The sequence below is a fragment of the Phaeobacter sp. JH20_26 genome, from assembly GCF_048056275.1.
Classification (GTDB): Bacteria; Pseudomonadota; Alphaproteobacteria; order Rhodobacterales; family Rhodobacteraceae; genus Phaeobacter; species Phaeobacter bryozoorum.
The window spans coordinates 1-26,815 of record NZ_JAYMWL010000019.1; the positions used below are offsets into that span (position 1 = coordinate 1).

The following is a 26,815-nucleotide window of genomic DNA, read 5'->3' on the forward strand; positions in this document are numbered from 1 at the left end:
GTCGAGTTCCCACCGGAAACTCTGGCCTGCGGTGACAGGTGGTTTTCCGCAGGGAAATCACCGAGAGCCACTCAGGTGAGAAAATAGAAAGGCCGCTCCAACCGGGGCGGCCTTTTTCTATGCGATGACATTTGAACAGGGCAGGGACCGGCCAGGGGCCGAAGGCCGTCTTGCAAAAGCTCCAGTGGAGATTTTGAGGGCGAAGGGAGCGATAGCTCCGGGTGCGATGCTGATCGCGCCTGTACTCCAGGCATGGAAACACTGTCCACGCCATGCTTATGTGCAGTAAGTAGATGATTTTTCAAACTAGGTGATTGAACGGTGCAAAAAAGCGAACATTCATCTGAGGACATATTGCCAGGCCTCCCGTTTTGGGTGGAAGAGGCAAGCGCAGCAAGAAAAGCTGCTGCATATGTTCGGTGCTATGTAGAGGTTCAAACCGGTTATCTGGAAGAGAAAGAGAAGTCTGGCGGCACACTTTCAGACCCACACAATAATCCAGTTGCGAGAGTAGCTTACGGTCGACTCTATACGACGTGGCGCGAATTGGTGCTATTCTCATGCCGTGCGATTCATGACAAGAGTGGCTATGGTCTACGCGGGATTAAGAATGACCTCTACAAATTGTGCAGTAGTGACGTATCCAATGGGATTGCTAGTCTCAAAATCGAGTTTAAGGATTTTGACCGACACAACAGAGAAAGACTCGATGAAATTGTATGTCTTCGTAAAAAGGCGGTAGCGCATTCAGATTTGGAGACCATTTTTAGAGAAATGGAAACCAACACAAAGGTGTCTGACGTCGTGGAGCTGGCTGAAGCTGTTGTAAGTCTCTTGGAGAAAATGTGTTCGGCATATCTCACTACGCGTAGTCTATCCTTCGAGGAAGCGCGCTCCTTGATCATTCACCATGAAGTGCATGCGGCCCATGATGCAAGAAAATTTTGGGAACATAATTTTTCACTTTGGGCAAAGTAGTTGCTCTTTCATCTCGACTTAACAAACCCCAAACCCACCACGTTCTGCAAACCCAACCATCCCCAGCCAAACCCCCTTGCCACACACGGCTATCAGGCGTATACGGCGCCATCCCGCACTGCGGGGCAAAGGCGGGGTGATTCCCGCCTTTTGGGTTCGATGAGGGTGCGCGGTGGTCGCTTGCCCTCCTCTCAACCCCAACGCCTGAAAAAAAGGCATGACTATGCAAAGCCAAAATATCCGTATCCGGCTGAAGGCATTCGACTTCCGCGTACTGGACGCCAGCACGCAGGAAATCGTGAACACTGCCAAGCGGACCGGCGCGCAGGTGCGCGGCCCGATCCCCCTGCCGAACAAGATTGAGAAATTCACCGTTCTGCGTGGCCCGCACGTTGACAAGAAATCTCGTGACCAGTTCGAGATCCGCACCCACAAGCGGCTCCTGGACATCGTTGATCCGACCCCCCAGACCGTGGACGCGCTGATGAAGCTCGACCTCGCCGCTGGTGTGGACGTCGAAATCAAGCTGCAATCCTAAGATCGGAGGGTAAACATATGCGCTCTGGTATTATCGCAAAGAAAGTCGGCATGACCCGGCTGTTCCTCGAAGACGGCAAGCAGGTTCCTGTGACCGTTCTTCAGCTGGACGGCCTGCAAGTGACCGCACAGCGCACCGAGGAAAAAGACGGCTACACCGCCGTTCAGCTCGGCGCAGGTTCGGCCAAGGTCAAGCGCGTCTCCAAAGCAATGCGCGGCCACTTCGCAGCAGCGAAGGTTGAGCCCAAGCGCAAGCTGGTTGAGTTCCGCGTGCCTGCGGACGCCCTGATCGAAGTGGGCGCGGAAATCTCCGCCGAGCACTTCCTGGAAGGTCAGAAGGTAGACGTGACCGGCACCTCCATCGGTAAAGGTTTTGCCGGTGCGATGAAGCGCTGGAACTTCGGTGGTCTGCGCGCCTCGCACGGTGTGTCGATCTCCCACCGTTCCCACGGTTCGACCGGTCAGTGTCAGGATCCCGGCAAGGTTTTCAAAGGCAAGAAAATGGCCGGCCACATGGGTGCTGCCCGCGTGACCACTCAGAACCTTGAAGTCGTCAAGACCGACGCCGATCGTGGCCTGATCATGATCAAAGGCGCCGTTCCCGGCTCCAAAGGTGGCTGGGTCACCGTCAAAGACGCCGTGAAAAAGAAAGCCCCCGAAGGTCTGCCTTTCCCGGCAGCTCTGAAGTCGGCTGCAGCGGAAGAAGTCTCCGCGGAAGGTGGTGAAGCATGAAACTTGATGTGATCAAACTGGACGGCGGCAAAGCCGGCGACATCGAGCTGGATGCAGAGCTGTTCGGCCTGGAGCCGCGCACCGACATCCTGCACCGTGTGGTGCGCTGGCAGCGTAACAACGCGCAGGCCGGTACCCACAAGGTCAAGACGCGGTCCGAGACCTCCTACTCGACCAAGAAGATCTATCGCCAGAAGGGCACCGGCGGCGCACGCCACGGTGACCGTAATGCGCCGATCTTCCGCAAGGGTGGTGTCTACAAGGGTCCGACCCCGCGTTCGCACGGCCACGAGCTGACCAAGAAATTCCGCAAGCTGGGTCTGCGCCACGCGCTGTCCGCCAAGGCAAAAGCGGGTGAACTGGTCGTTATCGAAAACGCCGATTCCGAAGGCAAGACCGCCGCTCTGGCCAAACAGGTCAAGGACCTGGGCTGGAAGCGCGCGCTGGTCATCGATGGTGCATCCGTGAACGAGGGCTTCGCCCGCGCCGCGCGCAACATCGAAGGTCTGGATATCCTGCCGACAATGGGCGCAAACGTCTATGACATCCTGAAGCGTGACACCCTGGTGCTCACCAAAGCAGGTGTCGAAGCACTGGAGGCTCGCCTGAAATGAGCGCGAAGGCAGAACACTACGACGTGATCCGCAAGCCGATCATCACCGAAAAAGCAACCATGGCATCCGAAACCGGTGCGGTGGTCTTTGAAGTGGCGATCGACTCCAACAAACCCCAGATCAAAGAAGCCGTTGAGGCGCTCTTTGGTGTGAAGGTCAAAGCGGTCAACACCACCATCACCAAGGGTAAGGTCAAGCGTTTCCGCGGCCAGCTGGGCAAGCGTAAAGACGTGAAAAAAGCCTATGTAACCCTGGAAGAAGGCAACACCATCGACGTGTCCACCGGACTCTGAGATCTGCCTTTTTGACAAGATTGAGAGGCCCTCGCGAAAGCGGGGGCCTTTTTCGTTGCCTGTAAGTGATTGACGACTGCGCTATTTTGCGAAATCAATTCAGGATTGAGTTGTGGGTAGTCCACGTGGACTGATCTGGGAGGGGGCGCGAAGGATGAGCATAATTGATTACTGAAGTACGAATTCAAAACTTCCTAAGGATCAGTGACCAGATACGTTTGCAGCTGTCGCCAATGACAGTATTGGTCGGGGAGAATGGAGCCGGCAAGTCATCCGTCTTGAAAGCCCTTCATTGGGCTATCCGATGTGCAACTCTTGCCGATACTGCCAAGAAAGTTACGTTGGAGCAAATGGACTATGTTCCCAGCAAGGACTTTCTTGACCTTGGGCACAAGCTAAAGCTCCAGAACGCTTCGGGCGGACGCAAAACCACAGTCACACTTATTGATGAAGACTTTCAGCCAACCACGATCTCGGTCAGTGCCGCGCGCAACGATGCAGGTGTTAAGGTTGAGATCAACGGTCCGCTCACTACAGAACTGACAAATGATAGCAGTCCTTCGACAGCATTCATTCCGGGGTTATCGGGGCTATCTGAAGAGGAAACCATCTTAGCAACTCCTGTATTGCACAGACGGGCCTCTTCTGGAGAGGGTGGTTCGGCGCTTCGCCAGGTCTTACTCCAGCTCTCCGGAGGCGCAGAGGGTACAGGCACAGAATACCGAGAACTGACCGACCTCTCACATTGGGTGGGCAAGGTTCTTCCCGGCGTACGCTTTTGGATCAAATTCGATCGGCTTAGGGATCGAAATATTGACGTCCGCTTCATGACGCCCGACATGAAGGTTTCTGGGCAAAGTGACCGAGTGGCATGGAAATCGATAGAAATGGCCGGCACCGGCTTTCTGCAGGTTGTACAGATCTTTGCCTACCTTCTTTATTTCAAGCCGAAGATATTACTCGTAGATGAACCGGATGCACATTTGCATCCAACCAGACAGCAAGCACTTTCAAGAGCGCTCTCAGAGGCGACCCATAGCTTTCCTAGCACCCAAATCATTGTCTCAACACATTCGCCAAGCTTGGTGCGATCGTTGCCAAGTGACACGCGAGTCCACTGGATTTTGGATGGAAAGGTAAAAGCCCAAGGCGATTTGGTCCGCGAAAAGATGGGATGGAGTGCATTAGATAAGGAACTGATCATCTTTTCGGAGGATGGGAACACCAAATATTTGGAGGGGATTTTAACGGCAAGGCCGAACCTACAAAACCGGTGTCTTATCTGGCCAACTTTTGGAAAGGACGCACTTCCCAACGGCCCAAAGGCGCGAAGCATAGCGAAAAGAATGGATGTACGCGTAGTTGTGCACCGAGACAGAGACTTTATGAGTGACGAAGATGTCGAAGCTTGGGCAGGGCTCAAATCATACGATGATTGTGATGTGAGATATTGGGTGCCTACGGGCTCTGATATCGAAAGTCAGTTTCTTTCGCCGGAACATATTGCGCGAACTCTGGAGGTTAGTGAGACGATCGCGCAGGAAATCATCAGGACTGCGTTCGAGACCTTTTCTGAAGAGACAGTAATGACAGAATTCTCAGCTGCTTATCAGGCTGCTGTATCCAAGTTGCCCAATGTTGAGGGACGAAACCCGATTGCTCGCTGGGCCGCGTTGGGCGGGTTTTGCCAACAAACCATAAAGGGAAAGAATTTTCTTGCGGCGGTCCAAAAAGCATGCGCGTCCGTTTTGCCTAACTATGGATTGGGAACAAAAATCGGTAACAGGAACAAGATTTGCCAATCATCCCCTGACAGTCTCGTAGCTGATGGCCTTCTAGACTTGTTGCAGAACTCGCTTGATGAAGTGTAACAGGTCGAACGATACCGGTGCGGTTGGTCGCGAAATCTATTGGATGAATCTGAGCCATTGCCACCTCCCTCAACCTCTGCTAAGCCGCACCAATCCTGACGACCCCGGATTCGCTCCGGGGTTATTACGTTTGTCAGGATGTTCGAACCTGGGGACCTTCGGGGCCCTATAATCTGGCCACCCTAGTAGGGCGTCTCATTGTGGGACAACCGGGCGGGGGGCTTACACATAGCGGGCCCAAGGACAAAAACCTAAGGGTCTGCACGCTAAACGGAAGACAGAAAGCATGGCACTCAAGTCGTATAAGCCGACGACGCCGGGCCAGCGTGGGCTGGTTCTGATCGACCGTTCGGAGCTTTGGAAAGGGCGTCCGGTCAAATCTCTCACTGAGGGTCTGACCAAATCGGGCGGCCGGAACAACACCGGACGGATCACTTCACGTCGTCGTGGCGGCGGCGCAAAGCGTCTCTACCGGATCGTTGACTTCAAACGGAACAAATTTGATGTCGCGGCAACCGTTGAACGGATCGAATATGACCCGAACCGGACCGCATTCATCGCGCTGATCAAATACGAAGACGGCGAGCAGGCCTATATCCTCGCTCCGCAGCGTCTGGCAGTTGGTGACAAGGTGATCGCATCCGCGAAGGCCGACATCAAGCCGGGCAACGCAATGCCGTTCTCGGGCATGCCGATCGGTACCATCGTTCACAACATCGAAATGAAGCCCGGCAAAGGCGGCCAGATCGCCCGTGCAGCCGGTACTTACGCTCAGTTCGTTGGTCGTGATGGTGGCTACGCTCAGATCCGCCTGTCCTCGGGCGAACTGCGCCTGGTTCGTCAGGAATGCATGGCCACCGTTGGTGCCGTCAGCAACCCCGACAACTCGAACCAGAACTTTGGTAAAGCCGGCCGTATGCGCCACAAGGGCAAGCGTCCTTCTGTGCGTGGTGTGGTTATGAACCCGATCGACCACCCGCACGGTGGTGGTGAAGGTCGTACCTCCGGTGGCCGTCACCCCGTGACACCCTGGGGTAAGCCGACCAAAGGCAAGCGTACCCGCAACAAAAACAAAGCGTCGCAAAAGCTTATCATCCGCTCGCGCCACGCCAAGAAGAAGGGACGTTAATCTATGTCTCGCTCTGTATGGAAAGGCCCCTTTGTCGATGCTTACGTGCTGAAAAAAGCCGAAGCAGCGCGCGAGTCGGGCCGCAACGAAGTCATCAAGATCTGGTCGCGCCGCTCGACGATCCTGCCCCAGTTCGTGGGCCTGACGTTTGGCGTTTACAACGGTCAGAAGCACATCCCCGTCAACGTCTCGGAAGACATGATCGGTCAGAAGTTCGGTGAATATTCGCCGACACGGACCTACTACGGTCATGCTGCGGACAAAAAAGCGAAGCGGAAGTAAGTCATGGGCAAGGCAAAAAATCCCCGCCGCGTGGCAGACAACGAAGCAATGGCAAAACTGCGCATGCTCCGTACCTCCCCGCAGAAACTGAACCTCGTCGCCGCTATGATCCGTGGCAAGAAAGTTGAGAAGGCTCTGACCGACCTGACTTTCTCCAACAAGCGGGTCGCACAGGACGTGAAGAAATGCCTTCAGTCCGCCATCGCGAACGCCGAGAACAACCATAACCTGGACGTCGATGAACTGATCGTTGCCGAGGCTTATGTGGGTAAGAACCTGACCATGAAACGCGGCCGTCCTCGTGCCCGTGGCCGGTTTGGCAAAATCCTCAAGCCGTTTTCGGAGATCACCATCAAGGTGCGTCAAGTTGAGGAGCAAGCCTAATGGGACATAAAGTCAATCCGGTCGGCATGCGCCTTCAGGTCAACCGCACCTGGGACAGCCGTTGGTACGCCGACACCAAAGACTATGGTGATCTGCTGCTGGAAGACCTGCGCATCCGTGATTTCATCAAGGAAGAGTGCAAGCAGGCAGGCATCGCCCGCGTGATCATCGAACGCCCCCACAAGAAGTGCCGTGTGACCATTCACACCGCACGTCCGGGCGTGATCATCGGTAAAAAAGGTGCTGACATCGAAGTGCTGCGCAAGAAGCTCGCCTCGATGACAGACTCGGAACTGCACCTCAACATCGTTGAAGTCCGCAAGCCCGAGCTCGACGCACAGCTGGTTGGCGAGTCCATCGCTCAGCAGCTGGAACGTCGTGTGTCCTTCCGTCGCGCGATGAAGCGTGCCGTGCAGAACGCCATGCGTATGGGCGCCCTGGGTATCCGGGTGAACGTTGCAGGTCGTCTGGGTGGTGCTGAAATCGCACGGACCGAATGGTACCGTGAAGGTCGTGTGCCGCTGCACACGCTGCGCGCCGACATCGATTACGCTCACTCCGAAGCCATGACCCCTTACGGGATCATCGGGATCAAAGTCTGGATCTTCAAAGGCGAGATCATGGAACACGATCCTCAGGCGCGTGACCGTAAAGCACAGGAACTCCAGGACGGTCCGGCACCTCGCGGTGCAGGCGGTCGTCGCTAAGGAGGAGATGACATGCTTCAACCAAAGCGTACTAAATTCCGCAAAATGCACAAAGGCCGGATTTCCGGCGAAGCAAAAGGCGGTTCGGACCTGAACTTCGGCACCTATGGCCTGAAGGCAACCACTCCTGAGCGTGTTACCGCGCGTCAGATTGAGGCTGCTCGTCGTGCCATGACCCGCCACATGAAGCGTCAGGGTCGTGTCTGGATCCGCATCTTCCCGGATACCCCGGTAACCTCCAAGCCCGTCGAAGTTCGTATGGGTAAAGGTAAGGGCTCCGTGGATTACTGGGCATGCAAAGTGAAGCCCGGTCGCGTGATGTTCGAGATCGACGGCGTCAATGACGACATCGCACGCGAGGCCCTGCGCCTGGCCGCGATGAAGCTGCCGGTCAAGACCCGCGTCGTGGTTCGCGAAGACTGGTAAGCTGCGGCGCTCTTGCGCATCCGATGAAAAACAAAAAGCCCCCGCCGAGCAATCGGTGGGGGTTTTCTTATGTGCCTTCGGCGTAGAATGATTTGTCCGCCCCGGCGGCGGGCGGTCAGGCTAGCGATATTTTGCGGCGGTGATGAACTCTCCGAAGGCCTCACACCAGATCACCACGGTGGTGTAATCCTCGATGTTGATCCCTTCGGGGATGGGCAGGATCAGCCCGTCGAACATCTTCACATCGCCAATCCGCGCCGACGCGGCCTTAATCGCCTCGAACCCGGCCTCATCGTCAACAAACTCTGGCGTCAGGTAGAGTTTGTAGTCCGGTCCCGGTGACAGCTCGCCCATATGGGTGATCTGCTGCGGCGACAGGCTGATGCTGCCGGTGCCCCAATGCAGGAAATCGCTGCCGGCCAGATCGCGGCTGAAACTGCCGGTAAAGCGTGCTCCCTTGGCGCTTTCGCTCAGGGTTGCGGCATCCGGGCTCTGCGGCGCGGTCAGGATTGGCAACATATAGATACCCAACGCAAATCCGAACGCCAGCGCGATCCCATGGCTCAGCAGTCTCAATATCCAGCGCATGTTCCGCTCCTCATCCTGGGTGAGGCCAGCTTATGGGCGGGCGCGGTGATAAGGGAAGGGGGCAGACCTATCTTGTCCGGCAAAGCATCTCGTACTCACCCTGATGTTGCGCTAAAGGACAGATATGGCACAGATAGATTCCCTCTTTGTAACCCGTCTCTACCGCGCAGCCCTGTCCGAACACGGACCAAAGGTTGATGCCGGTGAACTTGAAAACTCCTGCTTCGTGATCGCTCAGGATGATGAAGCCGGTCAGGATTGGTGCGAGGAGAACGGCTATCCCGGCTATACCTCCTATGCCTCGCTGACCGATCTGCCGTGGCGCTTCCCGATTTTTGCCGATCTGGTGAAGTCGCTTGATCTTCATGTCGCGGCCTTTGCCAAGGATCTGGAGCTGGATCTGGACGGGCGTGCGTTGGTTCTGGAGGATCTCTGGATCAACATCCTGCCCGAGGGCGGCACCCACGCCAGCCACATCCACCCTCATTCGGTGATCTCCGGCACGACCTATGTGTCGATGCCCGAAGGCGCGAGCGCGCTGAAGCTGGAGGACCCGCGCCACGCCATGATGATGGCGCATCCCCCGCGCATGAAGGACTGCCGCCAGGAGCTGAAGACATTTGTCTACCAGTCGCCCGCCGTCGGGGATGTGCTGCTGTGGGAAAGCTTCATCCGCCACGAGGTGCCGATGAACATGGCCGAAGACGAGCGCGTTTCGGTGAGCTTTAACTACCGCTGGGAGTGAGGCTCCGCAGAGATTTCGGTCTCTGCTAGCAGAGCTATGATGGTTCTCGAACTTGCGGTGAGGCGCGGTTTTGTGAGAGTGTTTGGATATGGCGAAATCTACTAACTCTGAAACTGTAAAAGGTGGGAAGATTGCTCGAAGCGCGAATACAGGGCGCTTCGTCGAGGTTCGCACGGCTAAGGGTACCAGTAAGGCGACGGAGAAAACGTTGGCTGTGGTCAAGGAGGCTTCATCGAAACGTAAGGACGCGATGAAGAGGCTGGTCAATCGGTAGGCGTCATTATGTCGTGACGCTGGCGGATGCTATCACTGCGCACGACGAGGCGCTGACATATGGTGGTCGATCGGGAATAAGTAGCCTTGATCTGATCGAATCTGCCATAGGGCGGCCATACTCTGGATACCATCGTCCAATTTACCGCAAAGCGGCCGCGCTGCTCGAAAGCTTGGTCGGAAATCACGGCTTTATCGATGGCAACAAGCGAACGGCGTGGCTTGTGACTGAAATTTTGATTGAGCGGAGCGGGTATTTCCTGGCCATACCGGACGACGCGCGGGTAGATGATTTGGTTGTCGGTATCGCAGACGGCTCGCTTTCATTTGGTGACCTCTGCAAGTGGTTCAAAGACCACTTGCAGCCTGCGTAGGAGCGATGGCGGCTAAAGCCCTCCAACCTTTCCCTTGCCCCCACCCTCTATCTCCTCTATAGGGACCCATCGCCTGACCCCTGTCCCGCGTGGATCCGGGGCTGGTGATTCTTTTTGCCGCGTCTTTCGGCGCGGTGTGACATAACCCACCAGGTTCAAAGGTGACCCATCTCGGGGCCTTCTGGTGCTTAGGACAAGGAACAAAGGCGATGAACGCCAATGATCTGCGCGAGAAAACCGTGGATGAACTCCGCGATACCCTCGCATCCCTGAAAAAAGAGAGCTTCAACCTGCGTTTTCAGCAGGCAACCGGTCAGCTGGAATCGACCGCAGGCATCAAGGCGGCCCGCCGCAATGCTGCACGCGTCAAAACCATCCTGAACGAAAAAGCTGCTGCTGCAGCTGAATAAGGAGCTTCTCGAATGCCCAAACGTATCCTGCAAGGCGTTGTGACCTCCGACGCTAACGCACAGACCGTCACCGTTTCCGTTGAGCGCCGCTTTACGCATCCGGTTCTGAAGAAAACCATCCGTAAGTCCAAGAAGTACCGGGCTCACGATGAAAAGAACGCTTTCAAGGTCGGCGATTCCGTACGCATCATCGAGTGCGCGCCGAAATCGAAAACGAAACGCTGGGAAGTTCTGGAAGCCTAAGAGTCTCATCTCGAGACTCCTGGCGACTAGACTTAACAGTTAGTCGAAACCCTGGGGGATTACGCCACGCATCGGCGCCCCAAAGGTCGGGAGAAACCACATGATCCAGATGCAAACAAACCTGGATGTTGCTGACAACTCCGGCGCTCGCCGAGTTCAGTGCATCAAGGTTCTGGGTGGTTCCAAGCGTAAGTACGCATCCGTTGGCGACATCATTGTCGTCTCGGTCAAGGAAGCCATCCCGCGCGGCCGCGTGAAAAAAGGGGACGTCCGCAAGGCCGTCGTCGTACGCACCGCCAAAGAGGTCCGTCGTGAAGACGGTACCGCAATCCGTTTTGACCGCAATGCAGCTGTCATCCTGAACAACAACAACGAGCCCGTAGGTACCCGTATCTTTGGCCCGGTTGTTCGTGAGCTGCGCGCGAAAAACTTCATGAAGATCATCTCGCTCGCTCCGGAGGTGCTGTAATCATGGCTGCGAAACTCCGCAAAGGCGACAAGGTCGTCGTGCTGGCCGGCAAGGACAAGGGCAAAGAAGGCACCATCGCCTCCGTTGACCCCAAAGCCGGCAAAGCCATCGTTGACGGTGTGAACATGGCAATCCGCCACACACGTCAGACCCAGTCTGACCAGGGTGGCCGTCTGCCCAAGGCACTGCCCATCCAGCTGTCGAACCTGGCCCTGCTGGACGCAAACGGCAAAGCAACCCGCGTTGGCTTCCGTATGGAAGGTGACAAGAAAGTGCGCTTCGCCAAAACCACGGGGGACGTGATTGATGCTTGATAACGCAACCTATACCCCGCGTCTGAAAGCTCTCTACAAGGAAACCATCCGTGGCGCCCTGAAAGAAGAGTTCGGCTACAAGAACGACATGATGATCCCCAAGCTGGACAAAATCGTTCTGAACATCGGCTGCGGCCGTGCTGCCGTTAAAGACAGCAAGAAAGCCAAGTCTGCTCAGGCTGATCTGACCGCAATCGCGGGCCAGAAGGCATTGACCACAGTGGCAAAGAACTCCATCGCCGGCTTCCGCGTTCGCGAAGGCATGCCGATGGGCGCAAAGGTGACTCTGCGCGGCGACCGGATGTACGAATTCCTCGACCGTCTGACCACCATCGCGATGCCCCGTATCCGCGACTTCCGCGGCGTGTCGGGCACGTCTTTTGACGGCCGTGGCAACTATGCCATGGGTCTGAAAGAGCACATGGTCTTCCCCGAGATCGACTTCGACAAGATCGACGAAGCTTGGGGTATGGACATCGTGATTGCCACCACCGCGAATACCGACGCGGAAGCAAAGGCGCTGTTGAAAGCTTTCAACATGCCCTTCAATAGCTAAGCGCGGGAAGGAAGAGACATGGCTAAGAAAAGCATGATCGAACGCGAGAAGAAGCGCGAACGCCTGGTGGCAAAATACGCCGCAAAGCGTGCCGAGCTGAAAGAAATCGCAAACGACGAATCTCGCCCGATGGAAGAGCGCTTCAAGGCGCGCCTCGACCTGGCGAAACTGCCGCGTAACTCGTCGGCAACCCGTCTGCACAACCGCTGCCAGCTGACCGGCCGTCCTCACGCTTACTACCGTAAGCTGAAGATCAGCCGTATCGCACTGCGGGAACTGGGCTCGAATGGCCAGATCCCCGGCATGGTGAAATCGAGCTGGTAAGGGAGAGACTGATATGAACGATCCTATCGGCGATATGCTCACCCGTATCCGTAACTCGCAAATGCGCGGCAAATCCACTGTCATGACACCGGCTTCCAAGCTGCGTGCATGGGTTCTGGATGTGCTGAAGCAAGAGGGTTACATCCGCGGTTATGAGTCTGCGACTGATGCAAAGGGCCACCCGGCTCTGGAAATCAGCCTGAAATACTTCGATGGCGAACCTGTCATTCGTGAACTGAAGCGGGTCTCTAAACCCGGTCGTCGCGTTTACATGGGCGTCAATGACATCCCGTCGGTCCGTCAGGGCCTGGGTGTGTCGATTGTCTCCACCCCCAAGGGTGTGATGTCGGACGCAAGCGCACGCGCAGCCAACGTTGGCGGCGAAGTGCTCTGCACCGTCTTCTAAGGAGGCCCCACGATGTCCCGTATTGGTAAAAAACCGGTCGAACTTCCCAGCGGCGTAACTGCTTCTGTGTCCGGCCAGACCATCGAAGTCAAAGGCCCGAAAGGCGCCCGCAGCTTCACCGCGACCGACGACGTCACCCTGACTGTTGATGACAACGTCATCAAAGTGGATCCCCGCGGCAAATCCAAGCGCGCGCGCCAGCAGTGGGGCATGTCCCGCACCATGGTCGCGAACCTGGTTGCAGGCGTGACCACCGGCTTCAAAAAAGAGCTGGAGATCCAGGGTGTGGGTTACCGGGCTCAGATGCAGGGCAACACCCTGAAGCTGAACCTGGGCTACAGCCACGACGTTGATTTCACTGCCCCGGAAGGTGTCACCATCACCGCACCGAAGCAGACCGAAATCGTTGTCGAAGGTAATGATCAACAACTCGTTGGCGAAGTTGCGGCCAAAATCCGCGACTGGCGTCGTCCCGAGCCCTACAAGGGCAAAGGCATTCGCTACAAAGGCGAGTTTATCTTCCGCAAGGAAGGCAAGAAGAAGTAAGGACCAGCAAAATGGCAAACAGCAAACGTACCCTGTTTCTGAAGCGCCGGCTGCGCGTCCGGAACAAGCTTCGCAAGGTCAACGCAGGCCGTCCGCGCCTGTCCGTACACCGTTCGAACAAGAACATCTCTGTTCAGCTGATCGACGACGTACGCGGTGTGACCCTCGCTTCGGCATCGACCCTGGAAAAAGACCTGGGTCACGTTGGCAAGAACAACGTCGAAGCAGCTACCAAAGTGGGTTCGGTTATCGCCGAGCGCGCCAAGGCGGCTGGCGTCACCGAGGCCTATTTCGATCGTGGCGGCTTCCTGTTTCACGGCAAGGTGAAGGCTCTGGCCGACGCTGCGCGTGAAGGCGGCCTGAAGATCTAAGGATCTGTGCGCCTCGGTTCCGGCAGTCGTCGGGTCCGGGGCACACACCCAAAGTCAAAGTGGGTGGCGTTCGCGCCATCCCGATGATCCGGGGGCGGGCCGATCCGGTCCTAACCCACCTGGATTGAGTTCAAGTCAGGCGCTTGTCGTCAGAATGAAAAGGATTGCCTCATGGCAGAACGTGAAAATCGCCGTGGCCGTGGCCGCCGCGAAGAAGAAACCCCGGAATTCGCCGACCGTCTGGTCGCGATCAACCGGGTGTCGAAAACCGTAAAAGGTGGTAAGCGCTTCGGCTTCGCCGCTCTGGTGGTTGTTGGCGATCAGAAAGGCCGTGTCGGCTTTGGTAAAGGTAAAGCGAAAGAGGTCCCCGAGGCCATTCGTAAAGCCACCGAGCAGGCCAAGCGTCAGATGATCCGCGTGCAGCTGAAAGAAGGCCGCACCCTGCATCACGACATGCACGGCCGTCACGGCGCAGGCAAAGTTGTCATGCGCACCGCACCGGAAGGTACCGGTATCATCGCAGGTGGTCCTATGCGTGCCGTCTTCGAAATGCTCGGCGTCAAAGACGTTGTTTCGAAGTCGATCGGTTCGCAGAACCCCTACAACATGATCCGCGCCACCATCGACGGTCTGAAAAAAGAGCAGTCGCCCCGTTCGGTTGCTCAGCGTCGTGGCAAAAAAGTCGCCGACATCCTGCCCAAGCGGGATGAAGCCCCTGCTGCTGAAGCAGAAGCGTAAGGAGACGGACACATGGCAAAAACCATCGTCGTTAAGCAGATCGGTTCCCCGATCCGCCGCCCCGCAGACCAGCGCGCAACCCTCGTTGGCCTGGGCCTGAACAAGATGCACAAGACCCGCGAACTGGAAGATACCCCTTCCGTACGTGGTATGGTCAACAAGATCCCGCATCTGGTTGAGATCATCGAAGAGCGCGACTAAGCGCTCTCTCGTATGAGCCAAACAAAAGAAAGCGCCCCGATTTCGGGGCGCTTTTTTGTTGCAGAGATCAATTTGGGAGGAGGGGGTATCTATCTGATCCGCCGGGAGAGAGGCCCCCGGCCATCTGGATTGTCGGTTTTCAACATCAGCGATGATCACCGGATCCGCGATGGCACAGACTAGGGGCGGCCAGCGGTGGTCGGTTGATCAGCCGAAGTAGGTGCGGGCGTCGTAGTAGGGCAGATCAGGGGCGGTTTCAGCCGCGTCCCGGCGGTCGATGATGGCCTGCAGCAGGCGGGTCGCCAGCTCGGCAGTCAGAGGGTAGAGAACCAGCAGCGCCACAACGGTGGTGGAGAGGCCGATAAAGCCGGTTGCGATTGCGGTGACGGTTGCGCTTGCGCCGATGAGAGTGCTGAAGAGTGCCATGATCGTGTTCCTTGATGCTGATGATTTCCTTGTCCTCAATGTGCCATTTGCCTCAAATTGCATCAATCACACGAAAGGATAGTTCGCGGTTCCGGAGGCTAGCCCAGGCATCCCTAGGGTGACGGAAAACGCCGTTGGAGCGCGGAAATACCGGTATCTGCGGTGGTGGGGCGCAATCGCGCCAGCATCCGGCCTGCCGCGCCCCCTCCAGATCAGCCTTGCGCCGAACCTCCACGATTCCCACTGCCGCAACGGCTGCGCGCCATCCGGCCCAGACTGGACGCCGGAGATTAATATCTCAGTCATCTCCTATGCTTGGCGTGCATAGCGGGCAGTCCGACCTGTCAGTTGTTTGCGCAAACATTTCCACCTATCTCTCGGGTGTCACTGAAACAGACATAACTGAGACCACCCGGAAATTCGTCCGGTCAGATAAAGGATCAACATTATGGCACATGTCATCAACACCACCGACACCGGCTTTAACCTCGCAGCGCGCCTGCGTGGCTTCGCAGAAGAGGTCAAGGACAGCTGGGCCCGTCGCGCCGAGTACAAACGCACCTTCGCCGAGCTGGACGGCCTGTCCAACCGCGACCTGGCGGACATCGGCGTGCGCCGCTGCGACATTCCGCAAATCGCCCACGCGCAGGCCTACGGCCAGTAAGGCGAGAGCCGCAACAGATTGTCATCCGGCGGGGACCGCAACGACGGCCCCCCTCGGATCGACCCAAGCTCCAGACCGTCTCTTTCTCCTCCCTCAGGGGGCGGGCTGGACACGCCTCCGCGCTGCGGGGGCGTTTTTGGTTTCTGCCGCGACGATGCCGATGGTCTGCCCGTTGCCAGCCAGTCGCTGGCCGTTGCCACCCCGGCGCCCGCCCGCTCCATCATCCGTTTATCCGCCCGTGGCATTCTGCACAGGATCGCGATCCCCGCCGGGCCTGACACCCCCGGCACCCATGACCAGGGCCCCGGCGTGGCAGCCGGGAAGCACGATAATGTTATCCACGCACGGGAGAGATCCCGTCCCAAATCCCCCGGCGGCGCCGCCACCCTTTATCGGTCGGCCACAGATGCAAAGGACACCGCAACAGACCTGCAATAGCAGCCACCGACAGGGCCGACACCCTGGCGGGCCTTGGTGCTTGACGGCTGTCCTGATCCGCTTTGGAACCCGGTGTCCGCCGCATATGGACTGAACCCTTGATCCGGCGCGGTATCGGGTCTATACGCCCCCGGTGGTCCTCTGGACGACAGAATCAGAAAACCAAGAAACGCCGTGTTTGCCCTAATCCGCTTCGGGGGCAGTTCCGGCAAAGGAGAAGCGATATGAAACTCAATGAACTGCGCGACAATCCAGGCGCCGCCAAGAAACGCACCCGCGTTGCACGTGGTCCGGGTTCCGGCAAAGGTAAAATGGGTGGCCGTGGTATCAAAGGTCAGAAATCCCGTTCGGGTGTTTCGATCAATGGCTACGAAGGCGGCCAGATGCCCCTCTACCAGCGTCTGCCCAAGCGCGGCTTCAACAAGCCGAACCGCAAGTCCTACGCTGTTGTGAACCTGGGCCTGATCCAGAAATTCATCGACGAAGGCAAGCTGGAAGCCGGTTCCATCACCGAAGACACCCTGATCTCGTCGGGTCTGGTACGTCGCAAGCTGGACGGTATCCGCGTTCTGGCAAAGGGTGACTTCACCGCCAAGGCAACCATCGCTGTGACCGGCGCCTCCAAGGCCGCCGTAGACGCAGTCGCAAAGGCCGGTGGCGCCCTGACCGTGGCAAACACTGCCGCAGCTGAGTAACAGCTTGTGAGCGGCGCCGATGCCGCTTACATAGACTTCAGTTTTCCATTAACGCCGCCCGAGCCGGAAAACGGCCCTGGGCGGCGTTTTCGCAAGAAGAGACCTTTTTTATGGTATCAGCAGCAGAACAAATGGCGGCGAACACCAGCTGGGCCGCTCTTGGCAAAGCCACGGATCTGCGCAACCGTATCCTGTTTACGCTCGGGCTTTTGATTGTCTATCGCCTGGGCACCTATATTCCCGTTCCGGGGATTGATGCGGATGCACTGCGCCAGTTCATGACCTCGGCAGGGCAGGGCATCGGGGGCATGGTGTCCATGTTCACCGGCGGCGCGCTTGGCCGTATGGGCATCTTTGCACTTGGCATCATGCCCTATATTTCGGCGTCGATCATTGTGCAGCTGCTGACCTCGATGGTCCCGGCGCTCGAACAGCTCAAGAAAGAGGGCGAGCAGGGTCGCAAGAAAATCAACCAATACACTCGCTACGGCACCGTGCTTCTGGCGACAGCGCAGGCCTATGGTCTGGCGGTCTCGCTCGAATCGGGGGATCTGGCGACCGATCCGGGGCTCTATTTCCGCCTCGCCTGCATGATCACCCTGGTGGGTGGCACCATGTTCCTGATGTGGCTGGGCGAGCAGATCACCCAGCGCGGCATCGGCAATGGTATCTCCCTGATCATCTTCGTTGGCATCATCGCCGAAGTGCCCGCCGCGATTGCCCAGTTCCTGGCCTCAGGCCGCTCCGGCGCGATCAGCCCGGCGGTGATCATCGCAGTGATCGTGATGATGATCGCCATCATCATGTTCGTGGTGTTCATGGAGCGCGCCCTGCGCAAGATCCATATCCAGTACCCGCGCCGCCAGGTCGGCATGAAGGTCTATGACGGTGGCTCCAGCCACCTGCCGGTCAAGGTGAACCCCGCAGGCGTGATCCCGGCGATCTTTGCGTCCTCGCTGCTGCTGCTGCCGGTGACCATCTCGACCTTCTCCGCAGGCAGCACCTCCGGCCCGATCATGTCCTGGCTGCTGGCCAACTTCGGCCCCGGTCAGCCGCTCTACCTGCTGTTCTTTGTCGGTATGATCGTGTTCTTCGCCTATTTCTACACCTTCAACGTGTCCTTCAAACCCGATGAGGTCGCGACCAACCTGAAGAATCAGAACGGCTTTGTTCCCGGTATCCGTCCCGGCAAGAAAACCGCCGAATACCTCGAATATGTGGTCAATCGCGTGCTGGTTCTGGGTTCGGCCTATCTCGCGGCTGTCTGTCTGCTGCCGGAAATCCTGCGTGGTCAGCTTGCAATCCCGGTTTACTTTGGCGGCACCTCCGTGTTGATTGTGGTTTCTGTTGTGATGGACACCATTCAACAGGCACAAAGCCACCTGCTTGCGCACCAATACGAAGGTCTCATTGAAAAGAGCCAGCTGCGCGGCCGCAATAAGAAACGGACACGACGGGGACCTGCACGCCGATGAGCAATATTATCCTTCTGGGCCCGCCCGGCGCGGGCAAGGGAACACAAGCACGCTACCTGGTTGAATCGCGCAATATGGTTCAGCTCAGCACCGGCGACATGCTGCGCGATGCGCAGGCGTCGGGCAGCGAAATGGGCAAGCGGGTTGCCGCTGTGATTGCCCGCGGCGAGCTGGTGACTGACCGTATCGTGATTGGGCTCATTCGCGAAAAGATCGAAGAAGGAGCCGAGGGCGGCTTTATCTTCGACGGTTTCCCGCGCACGCTGGCGCAGGCGGATGCACTGGCCGAACTGCTGAGCGAAACCGGCCAGAAGCTGGACGCGGTGATCGAGATGCAGGTGGATGACGCCGCGCTGGTTGCCCGCATCACCGGTCGTTCGACCTGTGGCGATTGCGGTGAAGTCTATCACGACGAGACCAAGCCCTGGCCTGCCGATGGCAAATGCGCCAACTGCGGCGGTACCTCGCAGAAACGTCGCCCCGACGACAATGAGGAAAGCCTGCGCACCCGGCTGATGGAATACTACAAGAAGACCTCGCCGCTGATCGGCTACTACTACGCCAAGGGCAACCTTCAGCGTCTCGACGGTCTGGCCTCCATCGAAGAGGTTCGCAAGAATCTCGGCTGGATCATGGGCGACTGAGCCGCAGCCTCTCCAGCACTGATAGATCATCGCCCCGCGCCTTTCTGGCCGGGGCGTTTTTGTTGCGGGGGAGGGCAATATGCAGATAAAACGTCACAAATGCTGCCGTTGACGGTTGACCTTGCGGGAAACTTCGGTCCCAGTCTTGTCGATGGGTTGACCATAGCACGATTTCCACATACGGAAGCCCATCCCTTCTGGGAATCATCACAGGTGCGCGCAATTTTTGCCTGCCCTGACCACCTCGAAATGCTGGACCCACGGGCGACACTGCCAAGGTCAAGCGTTGTGAAAAAAGGTTCCGGCGCTACGGAACCGCAACGAAAAGGAAAGTGACACGTGGCACGTATTGCCGGCGTAAACATCCCGACTGCAAAGCGGGTACCTATCGCCCTTACCTATATCACCGGCATTGGCACGACCTCTGCTCAAGCCATCTGCGAAGCCGTAGGCATCGACGCAACCCGTCGTGTGAACGAGCTGTCCGACGCTGAAGTTCTGGCCGTGCGTGAGCACATCGACGCCAACTACACCGTCGAAGGCGACCTGCGCCGTGAAGTTCAGATGAACATCAAGCGTCTGATGGACCTGGGCTGCTACCGCGGTCTGCGCCATCGTCGTAACCTGCCCGTTCGCGGTCAGCGTACCCACACCAACGCTCGTACTCGCAAAGGCCCCGCAAAGGCCATTGCTGGTAAGAAGAAATAAGGGAGGGTTTGATCAATGGCACGCGATAAGACTCGTACCAAGCGCAAAGAGCGCAAGAACATCGCCTCCGGCGTTGCACATGTGAACTCCTCGTTCAACAACACCAAGATCCTGATCTCGGACGTGCAAGGCAATGCGATTTCCTGGTCCTCCGCAGGCACCATGGGCTTCAAAGGGTCGCGTAAATCGACTCCTTATGCCGCTCAGATGGCTGCTGAAGATGCAGGCAAAAAAGCGCAGGAACACGGCGTTAAAACTCTGGAAGTCGAAGTTCAGGGCCCCGGTTCGGGCCGTGAATCCGCACTGCGCGCCCTGGCCGCAGTGGGCTTCAACATCACCTCGATCCGTGATGTGACCCCGATCGCGCACAACGGCTGCCGCCCGCCGAAGCGCCGCCGCGTCTAAGCGATACTGATTTTTTGCTGGGGCTTTGCGATTTCTGCAAGGCCCCAGTACGCCATTTGAAACCTCGGGCGTCTGTACCTTTCGGACATGAGGTACGGACAGGAATGGAGGGACCGCATGATCCACAAGAATTGGGCTGAACTGATCAAGCCGACTCAGCTTGACGTGAAGCCGGGCAATGATCCCGCACGCCAGGCCACCGTTGTGGCTGAACCGCTGGAACGCGGCTTTGGCCTGACACTGGGCAACGCGCTGCGCCGCGTTCTGATGAGCTCGCTGCAAGGCGCCGCCATCACCTCCGTGCAGATCGACAATGTTCTGCATGAATTCTCCAGCGTCGCCGGCGTTCGCGAAGATGTCACCGACATCATCCTGAACCTCAAAGGCGTGTCGCTGCGCATGGAAGTCGAAGGCCCCAAGCGCCTGTCGATCAATGCCAAAGGCCCCGCAGTTGTCACCGCCGGTGACATCTCCGAATCCGCTGGCATCGAAGTGCTGAACCGTGAGCACGTGATCTGCCACCTCGATGATGGTGCCGATCTGTTCATGGAACTGACCGTCAACACCGGCAAGGGCTATGTCTCTGCTGACAAGAACAAGCCTGAAGATGCGCCCATCGGTCTGATCCCGATCGACGCCATCTACTCGCCGGTCAAGAAGGTCTCCTATGACGTTCAGCCGACCCGTGAAGGTCAGGTTCTGGACTATGACAAGCTGACCATGAAGATCGAAACCGATGGCTCCATCACGCCCGACGACGCGGTCGCCTATGCGGCCCGTATCGTGCAGGATCAGCTGTCGATCTTCGTCAACTTCGACGAGCCGGAATCGGCAAACCGTCAGGACGACGACGACGGTCTCGAGTTCAACCCGCTTCTGCTGAAGAAAGTGGACGAACTGGAACTGTCTGTCCGGTCTGCAAACTGCCTGAAGAACGACAACATCGTCTACATCGGCGATCTCATCCAGAAGACCGAAGCAGAAATGCTGCGCACGCCGAACTTCGGCCGCAAGTCGCTGAACGAGATCAAAGAAGTGCTGTCGGGCATGGGTCTGCACCTTGGCATGGATGTCGAGGACTGGCCGCCGGACAACATCGAAGATCTGGCCAAGAAGTTCGAAGACAGCTTCTAAGAGATTGGGCGGCCTCTAGGGCCGCCCGAAATGCCCCGGTTGCGGGGGAAGACCCGGGCATCTGCCCCAAGGTGAGCGGCTGACACGCATCAGCCGCCTGACAAAGCAAAACGCGAAGTAAAGGATTGAAAAAATGCGTCACGCACGTGGTTACCGCCGCCTGAACCGTACTCATGAGCACCGTAAGGCCCTGTTCTCCAACATGGCCGGCTCGCTGATCGAGCACGAGCAGATCAAGACAACCCTTCCCAAAGCAAAAGAACTGCGCCCGATCATCGAAAAGATGATCACCCTGGCAAAGCGTGGCGACCTGCACGCCCGCCGTCAGGCCGCGTCCAAGCTGAAGGAAGACAAGGACGTTGCAAAACTGTTCGACGTTCTGGGCCCGCGCTACAAAGACCGTCAGGGCGGCTATGTCCGTATCCTGAAAGCCGGTTTCCGCTATGGCGACATGGCACCGATGGCGATCATCGAATTCGTTGATCGTGATCGCGATGCCAAAGGCGCCGCCGACAAGGCACGCCTGGCCGAAGCAGAAGCTGCTGCTGACGAATAAGAACTCCCGGTTTCGACCGGACCTGACCCCCGCTCTGGCAACAGGGCGGGGGTTTTTCGTTCTGCGCCGCCGTTTCGCGGCGCCCCCCGGTTGGGGATAGGGGCCAAAGTCGCGGATTTTCCCCGGTGAATCCTACCTTGTAAAAGACGGCAGCGGTCCGCATATCCTGTTCACAAGAACAATCGGAGTCGTCATGTTTCGTGCCATCCTGACCGCAGCGGGCCTGTTTCTGGCCACTCAGATCCCCTCCACACAGGCCTTTGCCGAAACCCGCGTGCCCCAGTCGCAGGCAGAAATCTCGCTTGGTTTTGCGCCTCTGGTGAAACAGGCGGCGCCTGCGGTGGTGAACATCTATGCCAAGATCGTGCAGGAACAGCGCCGCACGCCTTTTATGAACGATCCCTTCTTCGACGATTTCTTTCGCGGCCTGTCAAAGCCGCAGCCACGGGTGCAGAACTCGCTTGGCTCCGGGGTGATCCTGTCGGCTGATGGCATCGTGGTGTCGAACTACCATGTGGTTGGTATGGCGACGGATATCCGGGTGGTGACCACCGACCGGCGCGAATATGCCGCTCAGGTGGTGCTGGCGGATGAGGCCAGCGATCTGGCCATTCTCCAGCTACAGGACGCCAAGGACCTCCCCTTTCTGGAGCTGCGTGACAGTGACCGGGTAGAGGTGGGCGAACTGGCACTGGCGATCGGCAACCCCTTTGGGGTGGGCCAGACCGTCAGCAGCGGCATCGTCTCCGGGCTGGCGCGCTCCGGCGCGGCGACGGGCGAGGGGATCGGCTATTTCATTCAGACCGACGCGCCGATTAACCCCGGCAACTCTGGTGGGGCGCTGATTGATGTGAATGGCAATCTGATTGGCATCAACACCCGCATCGTCACCCGCTCCGGCGGCTCTAACGGGATCGGTTTTGCGATCCCGGCCAATCTGGTGCGGGCCTTCATGCGGCAGGCCCATGATGGTGCCGAGGAATTCCAGCGCCCCTGGGCAGGCATGATGGGCCAGCCGGTCGATGCCGATCTGGCGGCGTCGCTTGGGATGGAGCTGCCAGAAGGCATGGTGATCTCGGAACTGCATCCCGCCAGCCCCTTTGCCAAGGCCGGGTTCGAGGTGGTGGATGTCGTGCTCGACGTGGCGGGGGAGGCGGTGAATTCGCCCTCCGAAATGGTCTTCCGCATGTCGGTGGCCGGTCTGGGCGACAGCGCCGAGGTGACCAGGTTGCGCGGCACCGAGCGCAGCACGGTGATGGTCGAGATGATGCTGGCCCCCGATGATCCGCCCGCCGATCCGCTTACCCTGCCCGAAGGGACGCCGCTGCCGGGGCTGACCCTTGCGCGGATCAACCCGCAGTCGATTGTTCGTTTGCAGCTGCCGATGACCGCCACAGGTGTGGTGATCACCGACCCCGGCGCCTATGGCGGCCGTGTCGGTCTGCGTGCCGGTGACATTATCCTTGGCATCAACAATGAGGCCATCGAGACCCCCTCCGATGTCTCTGCCGTGCTGGCGGCGATTGGCCGCTGGATGAAGATTGATCTGAATCGTCAGGGCCAGCGCGTGTCGCTGCGTTACCGGCTCTGATCATGGCTGATCTCTTTGACAGCGGTGATGCCGCGCCCCGGCCAGATCCGACCGCCGAGCTGAACCGCCCGCTGGCGGATCGGCTGCGGCCTAAGACGCTGGCAGAGGTGATCGGCCAGACGCAGGTTCTGGGCGAGGACGCCCCGCTGGGGGTGATGCTGGCATCGGGCTCGCTGTCATCGCTGATCTTCTGGGGACCACCGGGCGTGGGCAAGACCACCATCGCCCGGCTGCTGGCCCGTGAAACCGATCTCCATTTCGTGCAGATCTCGGCCATTTTCACCGGCGTGCCGGATCTGAAAAAGGTGTTCGAAGCCGCAAGGATCCGCCGTCAGAACGGGCAGGGGACATTGCTGTTCGTGGATGAGATCCACCGGTTCAACAAGGCGCAGCAGGACGGCTTCCTGCCGCATATGGAGGATGGCACCATCCTGCTGGTGGGGGCGACCACTGAAAACCCGTCGTTTGAACTGAACGCCGCTGTGCTGAGCCGGGCGCAGGTGCTGGTGCTGGAACGCCTGTCTCTGGTCGATCTGGAGCGGCTGACCCAGCGCGCCGAGCAGGAGCTGGGCCGCGCCCTGCCGCTGACGCCCGATGCCCGCGACGCGCTTCAGGGGATGGCCGATGGCGACGGGCGGGCGCTGCTGAACCTCATCGAACAGATCGCCGCGTGGACCGTGGACAGCCCGCTGGGCCGCGAGGCGCTGGCCACCCGGCTGATGCGGCGGGCGGCGAAATACGACAAATCCGGCGATGAGCATTACAACCTGATTTCTGCCCTGCATAAATCCGTGCGCGGCTCCGACCCGGATGCAGCCCTCTACTGGTTTGCCCGGATGCTGGAGGGTGGCGAGGATCCGCGCTATCTGGCGCGTCGGCTCACCCGCATGGCGGTGGAGGATATCGCGCTGGCCGATCCGCAGGCGCAGGGCATCTGCATCGAGGCCTGGGAGACCTATGAGCGCCTTGGCAGCCCCGAGGGCGAGCTGGCGCTGGCCCAGGCGGTGATCTACCTGGCCCTCGCCCCCAAGACCAACGCGGGCTACATGGCCTATAAGGCGGCGCGACGGCTCGCGAAACAGACCGGCAGCGCGCCGCCGCCCAAACATATCCTGAACGCGCCGACCAAGCTGATGAAGTCGCAAGGCTACGGTGAGGGTTATGATTACGATCACAACGCCGCCGACGGGTTTTCAGGGCAGAACTATTTTCCCGACGACGTGCCGCGCCCGGTGCTTTATCAGCCAGTCGAGCGGGGCTTTGAGCGCGAGCTGAAGCGTCGGACCGAGTATTTTGCCAATCTGCGCGCCAAGCGGAACAGCTGATCCGGCTCTGCCGGGCAAAGCCGGGCCTGCGGCGCGAGTATTTCTGGAAAGATGACGGGCCTGCGCCGTGGCTGCAATGCTGCCATGCAGCGCGCAAAACTTGACATCACCGCGCCAGCCGGCGACAGACCGCAGATGGTTTTTTCGGTTCTATATGTGGCTCTGGGCGGCGCGATCGGCGCGGCCTGCCGCTATCTGGCCGGTTTGGGGATCCACCGCCTGTTCGGGGTGGGGGAGTTTCCGGCGGCGATCCTTGCGGTGAATGTGATCGGTTCCTTTGTTATGGGGCTGTTTGTGGTTGCGGCCGCCCATAAGGGGCTGACCCATCTCAGCCCGTTTGTGATGACCGGCCTGCTGGGCGGCTTCACGACGTTTTCGGCCTTCTCGCTTGAGACGGCCACCCTGATCGAGCGCGGCGCCCTGGGGCAGGCTGCGCTATATGTGCTGTTGTCCGTTGGCCTTTCGGTCGGCGGGCTGTTTTTGGGCCTGATGGCCGCCAGAGGAGTGTTCGCATGAGCGGCGTACAGATGATTACTGTCACTGAAGACGACGCAGGCCAGCGCATCGACCGCTGGTTGCGCCGCCTGTTTCCCCATGTGAGCCAGGGCCGCATCGAGAAGATGTGCCGCAAGGGCGAGCTGCGTCTGGATGGGGGCCGGGTCAAGGCCAGTTCCCGCGTCGAGGCCGGTCAGGTGGTGCGGGTGCCGCCGCTTGGCGCCAGCGATCTGAAACCGGCAGAGGCGCCGAGCTACCGGATTTCCGAGGCCGACGCCAAGATGATCCGGGGCTGCGTGATCTACAAGGATGATGCCGTCATCGTGCTGAACAAACCCGCGGGTCTGGCGGTGCAGGGCGGCAGCGGCACCACCAAACATGTCGACGGGCTGAGTGCCGCCTTGCAGTTCGACGCCGAGGAGAAGCCGCGTCTGGTGCACCGGCTGGACAAGGATACCTCCGGTGTTCTGGTGCTGGCGCGCACCCGTCTGGCGGCGCAGTCGCTGACGGCGGCGTTCCGGCATCGTGCCACGCGCAAGATCTACTGGGCGCTGGTGGCGGGCGTGCCGACTCCCTATCTGGGCGAGATCAAATGCGGGCTGGTCAAGGCGCCGGGCCATGGCAAAAGCGGCGAAGGCGAGAAGATGATCGCCATCCATTCCAACGAGGTGGACAGCACACCCGGCGCCAAACGCTCGCATACCCAATATGCCACGCTCTACCGGGTTGCCAGCCGGGCGGCCTGGGTGGCGATGGAGCCGATCACCGGTCGCACCCATCAGCTGCGCGCGCATATGGCCGAGATCGGTCATCCGATTGCGGGCGACGGCAAATACGGCGGCTCGGGGCAGGAGAACCTTGGCGATGGCTGGGGCGCGCAGCTGGGCGGCATCATCTCCAAGAAGCTGCATCTGCACTGCCGCCGCATGTCGTTTGAGCATCCGGTGACGCGCAAGACGCTGTCGATCACCGCGCCCTTGCCCGATCATATGAAGGACAGCTGGGACACCTTTGGCTGGTCCGAAGATCTGGCGGCAGAAGATCCGTTTGAGAGCCTGCAATAAGGGCGCGCGTGGATGAGCCGTGACCTGCGCCTGATCCTCTTTGATGTGGATGGTACGCTGGCAGACAGCCAGGGTGCCATCACCTCGGCGATGGCGGCGGCGTTTGCCGGGGTCGGGCTGGCCCTGCCCAGCCGGCAGGACATCCTGTCGATTGTTGGATTGTCCCTGCCGCAGGCGATGGCCGAGCTGGCGCCGGGGCAGAGCGCTGCCGTCCAGGCCGGCTTGGTCGACGGCTATAAATCCGCTTATAAATCGGCCCGTCTGGCGGCGGGCGCGGGGCATTCACCGCTCTATCCCGGGGCGGCGGAGGTGTTGGCGGAGCTGAATGCCGTGCCCGAATACCTGCTGGGGGTAGCCACTGGCAAATCTCAACGTGGATTGGATGCGCTGATCGAGGCGCATGAGCTGCGGTGTTTCGTAACCCGGCAATGTGCCGATCACCACCCGTCGAAACCGCATCCGTCGATGGTGCTGCGGGCGATGGCCGACACCGGGGTGGCACCTGCGCATACGGTGATGATTGGCGATACCAGTTTTGACATCGACATGGGGCGCGCAGCCGGGGTGCATACGATTGCGGTCAACTGGGGCTTTCACCCGGCCGAGCGCCTTGGGGCGGATCATATTATCGACAGTTTCGCCGCGCTGGCGCCGCTGTTGCAGGACATCTGGAAAGACTGACGA

39 protein-coding genes are annotated in these 26,815 nt (G+C 58.9%); 37 read left to right on the plus strand and 2 right to left on the minus strand.

The window, feature by feature from the left end; translation table 11 throughout:
• The first annotated feature begins 321 nt into the window (after positions 1 to 321).
• The 11 genes from VWY60_RS15260 to rplP all read left to right on the plus strand — a co-directional run bounded on the left by VWY60_RS15260 (position 322) and on the right by rplP (position 7,953).
• Complete coding sequence (locus VWY60_RS15260) at positions 322 to 978, plus strand: hypothetical protein (RefSeq protein WP_416541066.1); 657 nt, start codon at positions 322 to 324, stop codon at positions 976 to 978.
• 223 nt (positions 979 to 1,201) lie between these two features.
• A complete protein-coding gene (gene rpsJ, locus VWY60_RS15265; protein ID WP_008563081.1) occupies positions 1,202 to 1,516 on the plus strand; it encodes a 30S ribosomal protein S10 in 315 nt (104 codons plus the stop codon).
• Between the two features lie 17 nt (positions 1,517 to 1,533).
• Positions 1,534 to 2,247: a 50S ribosomal protein L3 gene (rplC, locus tag VWY60_RS15270; protein WP_102870588.1), complete on the plus strand. Its 714-nt coding sequence runs from the start codon at positions 1,534 to 1,536 to the stop codon at positions 2,245 to 2,247.
• A complete protein-coding gene (rplD, locus tag VWY60_RS15275) occupies positions 2,244 to 2,861 on the plus strand; it encodes a 50S ribosomal protein L4 (protein ID WP_340546591.1) in 618 nt (205 codons plus the stop codon). Before rplC ends, rplD begins: the two co-directional genes overlap by 4 nt.
• The gene (locus VWY60_RS15280; protein ID WP_102849743.1) at positions 2,858 to 3,154 is read left to right on the plus strand and encodes a 50S ribosomal protein L23; all 297 of its coding nucleotides are present in this window, start codon (positions 2,858 to 2,860) and stop codon (positions 3,152 to 3,154) included. Before rplD ends, VWY60_RS15280 begins: the two co-directional genes overlap by 4 nt.
• A gap of 164 nt (positions 3,155 to 3,318) precedes the next feature.
• Entirely contained in the window at positions 3,319 to 5,025 is a 1,707-nt protein-coding gene (locus VWY60_RS15285) for an ATP-dependent nuclease (protein ID WP_416541067.1), read from the plus strand.
• A 286-nt stretch (positions 5,026 to 5,311) separates the two neighbouring features.
• Positions 5,312 to 6,154, plus strand: a complete 843-nt coding sequence (rplB, locus tag VWY60_RS15290; protein ID WP_008561157.1) for a 50S ribosomal protein L2 — start codon at positions 5,312 to 5,314, stop codon at positions 6,152 to 6,154.
• Between the two features lie 3 nt (positions 6,155 to 6,157).
• Positions 6,158 to 6,436: a 30S ribosomal protein S19 gene (gene rpsS, locus VWY60_RS15295; RefSeq protein WP_005980699.1), complete on the plus strand. Its 279-nt coding sequence runs from the start codon at positions 6,158 to 6,160 to the stop codon at positions 6,434 to 6,436.
• Between the two features lie 3 nt (positions 6,437 to 6,439).
• A complete protein-coding gene (gene rplV / locus VWY60_RS15300) occupies positions 6,440 to 6,820 on the plus strand; it encodes a 50S ribosomal protein L22 (protein ID WP_340546592.1) in 381 nt (126 codons plus the stop codon).
• Positions 6,820 to 7,527: a 30S ribosomal protein S3 gene (rpsC, locus tag VWY60_RS15305; protein WP_024095828.1), complete on the plus strand. Its 708-nt coding sequence runs from the start codon at positions 6,820 to 6,822 to the stop codon at positions 7,525 to 7,527. The genes rplV and rpsC overlap by 1 nt, the downstream gene beginning before the upstream one ends.
• A gap of 12 nt (positions 7,528 to 7,539) precedes the next feature.
• Positions 7,540 to 7,953, plus strand: a complete 414-nt coding sequence (gene rplP, locus VWY60_RS15310; protein WP_008559969.1) for a 50S ribosomal protein L16 — start codon at positions 7,540 to 7,542, stop codon at positions 7,951 to 7,953.
• A 120-nt stretch (positions 7,954 to 8,073) separates the two neighbouring features.
• Here rplP and VWY60_RS15315 read toward each other — a convergent pair whose 3' ends face one another.
• Positions 8,074 to 8,541, minus strand: coding sequence for a DM13 domain-containing protein (locus VWY60_RS15315; protein WP_416541068.1), 468 nt, complete (start codon positions 8,539 to 8,541; stop codon positions 8,074 to 8,076).
• Positions 8,542 to 8,665: 124 nt separating this feature from the next.
• Here VWY60_RS15315 and VWY60_RS15320 point away from each other — a divergent pair, with 124 nt between their 5' ends.
• The 13 genes from VWY60_RS15320 to rpmD all read left to right on the plus strand — a co-directional run bounded on the left by VWY60_RS15320 (position 8,666) and on the right by rpmD (position 14,511).
• Complete coding sequence (locus tag VWY60_RS15320) at positions 8,666 to 9,286, plus strand: TIGR02466 family protein (protein WP_416535606.1); 621 nt, start codon at positions 8,666 to 8,668, stop codon at positions 9,284 to 9,286.
• A 287-nt stretch (positions 9,287 to 9,573) separates the two neighbouring features.
• The gene (locus VWY60_RS15325) at positions 9,574 to 9,933 is read left to right on the plus strand and encodes a type II toxin-antitoxin system death-on-curing family toxin (RefSeq protein ID WP_416535605.1); all 360 of its coding nucleotides are present in this window, start codon (positions 9,574 to 9,576) and stop codon (positions 9,931 to 9,933) included.
• A gap of 209 nt (positions 9,934 to 10,142) precedes the next feature.
• Positions 10,143 to 10,343: a 50S ribosomal protein L29 gene (gene rpmC, locus VWY60_RS15330; RefSeq protein WP_014876000.1), complete on the plus strand. Its 201-nt coding sequence runs from the start codon at positions 10,143 to 10,145 to the stop codon at positions 10,341 to 10,343.
• Between the two features lie 12 nt (positions 10,344 to 10,355).
• Positions 10,356 to 10,586 carry a 30S ribosomal protein S17 gene (gene rpsQ, locus VWY60_RS15335; RefSeq protein WP_005621877.1) on the plus strand — a complete coding sequence of 77 codons (231 nt, stop codon included), beginning with the start codon at positions 10,356 to 10,358 and terminating at the stop codon, positions 10,584 to 10,586.
• Positions 10,587 to 10,686: 100 nt separating this feature from the next.
• Positions 10,687 to 11,055, plus strand: a complete 369-nt coding sequence (gene rplN, locus VWY60_RS15340; RefSeq protein WP_005621870.1) for a 50S ribosomal protein L14 — start codon at positions 10,687 to 10,689, stop codon at positions 11,053 to 11,055.
• A gap of 2 nt (positions 11,056 to 11,057) precedes the next feature.
• Positions 11,058 to 11,369: a 50S ribosomal protein L24 gene (rplX, locus tag VWY60_RS15345; RefSeq protein ID WP_014875998.1), complete on the plus strand. Its 312-nt coding sequence runs from the start codon at positions 11,058 to 11,060 to the stop codon at positions 11,367 to 11,369.
• Positions 11,362 to 11,925, plus strand: coding sequence for a 50S ribosomal protein L5 (rplE, locus tag VWY60_RS15350; protein WP_340546596.1), 564 nt, complete (start codon positions 11,362 to 11,364; stop codon positions 11,923 to 11,925). Before rplX ends, rplE begins: the two co-directional genes overlap by 8 nt.
• A gap of 18 nt (positions 11,926 to 11,943) precedes the next feature.
• A complete protein-coding gene (gene rpsN / locus VWY60_RS15355; RefSeq protein WP_008561382.1) occupies positions 11,944 to 12,249 on the plus strand; it encodes a 30S ribosomal protein S14 in 306 nt (101 codons plus the stop codon).
• Between the two features lie 13 nt (positions 12,250 to 12,262).
• Positions 12,263 to 12,655: a 30S ribosomal protein S8 gene (gene rpsH / locus VWY60_RS15360; RefSeq protein WP_014875996.1), complete on the plus strand. Its 393-nt coding sequence runs from the start codon at positions 12,263 to 12,265 to the stop codon at positions 12,653 to 12,655.
• 12 nt (positions 12,656 to 12,667) lie between these two features.
• The gene (gene rplF / locus VWY60_RS15365; RefSeq protein ID WP_340546597.1) at positions 12,668 to 13,201 is read left to right on the plus strand and encodes a 50S ribosomal protein L6; all 534 of its coding nucleotides are present in this window, start codon (positions 12,668 to 12,670) and stop codon (positions 13,199 to 13,201) included.
• 11 nt (positions 13,202 to 13,212) lie between these two features.
• Complete coding sequence (gene rplR, locus VWY60_RS15370) at positions 13,213 to 13,572, plus strand: 50S ribosomal protein L18 (RefSeq protein ID WP_340546598.1); 360 nt, start codon at positions 13,213 to 13,215, stop codon at positions 13,570 to 13,572.
• Positions 13,573 to 13,743: 171 nt separating this feature from the next.
• Complete coding sequence (gene rpsE, locus VWY60_RS15375) at positions 13,744 to 14,310, plus strand: 30S ribosomal protein S5 (protein ID WP_340546599.1); 567 nt, start codon at positions 13,744 to 13,746, stop codon at positions 14,308 to 14,310.
• A gap of 12 nt (positions 14,311 to 14,322) precedes the next feature.
• Positions 14,323 to 14,511, plus strand: coding sequence for a 50S ribosomal protein L30 (gene rpmD, locus VWY60_RS15380; RefSeq protein WP_008559881.1), 189 nt, complete (start codon positions 14,323 to 14,325; stop codon positions 14,509 to 14,511).
• 207 nt (positions 14,512 to 14,718) lie between these two features.
• On the opposite strand, the gene VWY60_RS15385 is transcribed toward rpmD, so the two are convergent.
• Positions 14,719 to 14,937 carry a hypothetical protein gene (locus VWY60_RS15385; RefSeq protein WP_061049066.1) on the minus strand — a complete coding sequence of 73 codons (219 nt, stop codon included), beginning with the start codon at positions 14,935 to 14,937 and terminating at the stop codon, positions 14,719 to 14,721.
• Between the two features lie 448 nt (positions 14,938 to 15,385).
• On the opposite strand from VWY60_RS15385, the gene VWY60_RS15390 reads away from it, so the two are divergent.
• The 13 genes from VWY60_RS15390 to VWY60_RS15450 all read left to right on the plus strand — a co-directional run bounded on the left by VWY60_RS15390 (position 15,386) and on the right by VWY60_RS15450 (position 26,812).
• Positions 15,386 to 15,601, plus strand: a complete 216-nt coding sequence (locus tag VWY60_RS15390) for a DUF1127 domain-containing protein (RefSeq protein WP_340546600.1) — start codon at positions 15,386 to 15,388, stop codon at positions 15,599 to 15,601.
• A gap of 662 nt (positions 15,602 to 16,263) precedes the next feature.
• Positions 16,264 to 16,734: a 50S ribosomal protein L15 gene (rplO, locus tag VWY60_RS15395; RefSeq protein WP_260089702.1), complete on the plus strand. Its 471-nt coding sequence runs from the start codon at positions 16,264 to 16,266 to the stop codon at positions 16,732 to 16,734.
• A 110-nt stretch (positions 16,735 to 16,844) separates the two neighbouring features.
• Complete coding sequence (secY, locus tag VWY60_RS15400) at positions 16,845 to 18,209, plus strand: preprotein translocase subunit SecY (protein ID WP_340546601.1); 1,365 nt, start codon at positions 16,845 to 16,847, stop codon at positions 18,207 to 18,209.
• Positions 18,206 to 18,853, plus strand: coding sequence for an adenylate kinase (locus tag VWY60_RS15405; protein WP_340546602.1), 648 nt, complete (start codon positions 18,206 to 18,208; stop codon positions 18,851 to 18,853). The genes secY and VWY60_RS15405 overlap by 4 nt, the downstream gene beginning before the upstream one ends.
• Positions 18,854 to 19,192: 339 nt before the next feature.
• A complete protein-coding gene (gene rpsM, locus VWY60_RS15410) occupies positions 19,193 to 19,561 on the plus strand; it encodes a 30S ribosomal protein S13 (RefSeq protein ID WP_340546603.1) in 369 nt (122 codons plus the stop codon).
• Between the two features lie 15 nt (positions 19,562 to 19,576).
• On the plus strand, positions 19,577 to 19,966 hold the full coding sequence (gene rpsK, locus VWY60_RS15415) for a 30S ribosomal protein S11 (protein ID WP_014875982.1): 390 nt from the start codon (positions 19,577 to 19,579) through the stop codon (positions 19,964 to 19,966).
• Between the two features lie 117 nt (positions 19,967 to 20,083).
• A complete protein-coding gene (locus VWY60_RS15420; protein WP_014875981.1) occupies positions 20,084 to 21,100 on the plus strand; it encodes a DNA-directed RNA polymerase subunit alpha in 1,017 nt (338 codons plus the stop codon).
• A gap of 133 nt (positions 21,101 to 21,233) precedes the next feature.
• Positions 21,234 to 21,656: a 50S ribosomal protein L17 gene (gene rplQ, locus VWY60_RS15425; RefSeq protein ID WP_340546604.1), complete on the plus strand. Its 423-nt coding sequence runs from the start codon at positions 21,234 to 21,236 to the stop codon at positions 21,654 to 21,656.
• Between the two features lie 193 nt (positions 21,657 to 21,849).
• On the plus strand, positions 21,850 to 23,247 hold the full coding sequence (locus tag VWY60_RS15430) for a trypsin-like peptidase domain-containing protein (RefSeq protein WP_416541069.1): 1,398 nt from the start codon (positions 21,850 to 21,852) through the stop codon (positions 23,245 to 23,247).
• A gap of 2 nt (positions 23,248 to 23,249) precedes the next feature.
• Positions 23,250 to 24,572: a replication-associated recombination protein A gene (locus VWY60_RS15435; protein ID WP_416538159.1), complete on the plus strand. Its 1,323-nt coding sequence runs from the start codon at positions 23,250 to 23,252 to the stop codon at positions 24,570 to 24,572.
• A gap of 135 nt (positions 24,573 to 24,707) precedes the next feature.
• Entirely contained in the window at positions 24,708 to 25,088 is a 381-nt protein-coding gene (gene crcB / locus VWY60_RS15440; protein ID WP_416541226.1) for a fluoride efflux transporter CrcB, read from the plus strand.
• Entirely contained in the window at positions 25,085 to 26,131 is a 1,047-nt protein-coding gene (locus VWY60_RS15445; protein ID WP_416541070.1) for an RluA family pseudouridine synthase, read from the plus strand. Before crcB ends, VWY60_RS15445 begins: the two co-directional genes overlap by 4 nt.
• Before the next feature lie 12 nt (positions 26,132 to 26,143).
• Positions 26,144 to 26,812, plus strand: a complete 669-nt coding sequence (locus VWY60_RS15450; RefSeq protein ID WP_340546607.1) for an HAD-IA family hydrolase — start codon at positions 26,144 to 26,146, stop codon at positions 26,810 to 26,812.
• Positions 26,813 to 26,815 lie beyond the last annotated feature (3 nt).